This window comes from Pseudomonas sp. UM16, from assembly GCF_050312595.1.
In the GTDB taxonomy this organism is placed as follows: domain Bacteria; phylum Pseudomonadota; class Gammaproteobacteria; order Pseudomonadales; family Pseudomonadaceae; genus Aquipseudomonas.
Genome location: NZ_JBNPJT010000102.1, coordinates 1 through 230, shown reverse-complemented (window position 1 = coordinate 230; position 230 = coordinate 1). Strand labels below are relative to the sequence as shown.

Sequence of the window (230 nt, the reverse complement as noted above, 5' to 3'; positions counted from 1 at the left end):
GGGGCAGTCTGAGGTGTTGGCGCAACTGAAAGTGGCCGGTACCCAAGATTACCTGATACGCACCAAAGCCTGGATGGGGCAGAACCTGGGCAATGTCCTGCCGGCCTTGCTGGTTGGTTTGAACGTGTGGAACGTCTGGAGCAGCGCCAAGAAGGCGCAGAACGACGGTCATTTTTCTGCGGATGAATGGCGCAGCATGGGGGCCAATGCCGCTTACGCCGCCAATGCCA

1 protein-coding gene is annotated in these 230 nt (G+C 59.1%); it reads left to right on the top strand.

Translation table 11 applies throughout. From position 1 onward, the window contains the following. Nucleotides 1–230: hypothetical protein (locus ACQRAX_RS25760; protein WP_427867803.1), on the top strand; the 230-nt coding region annotated here is incomplete at both ends.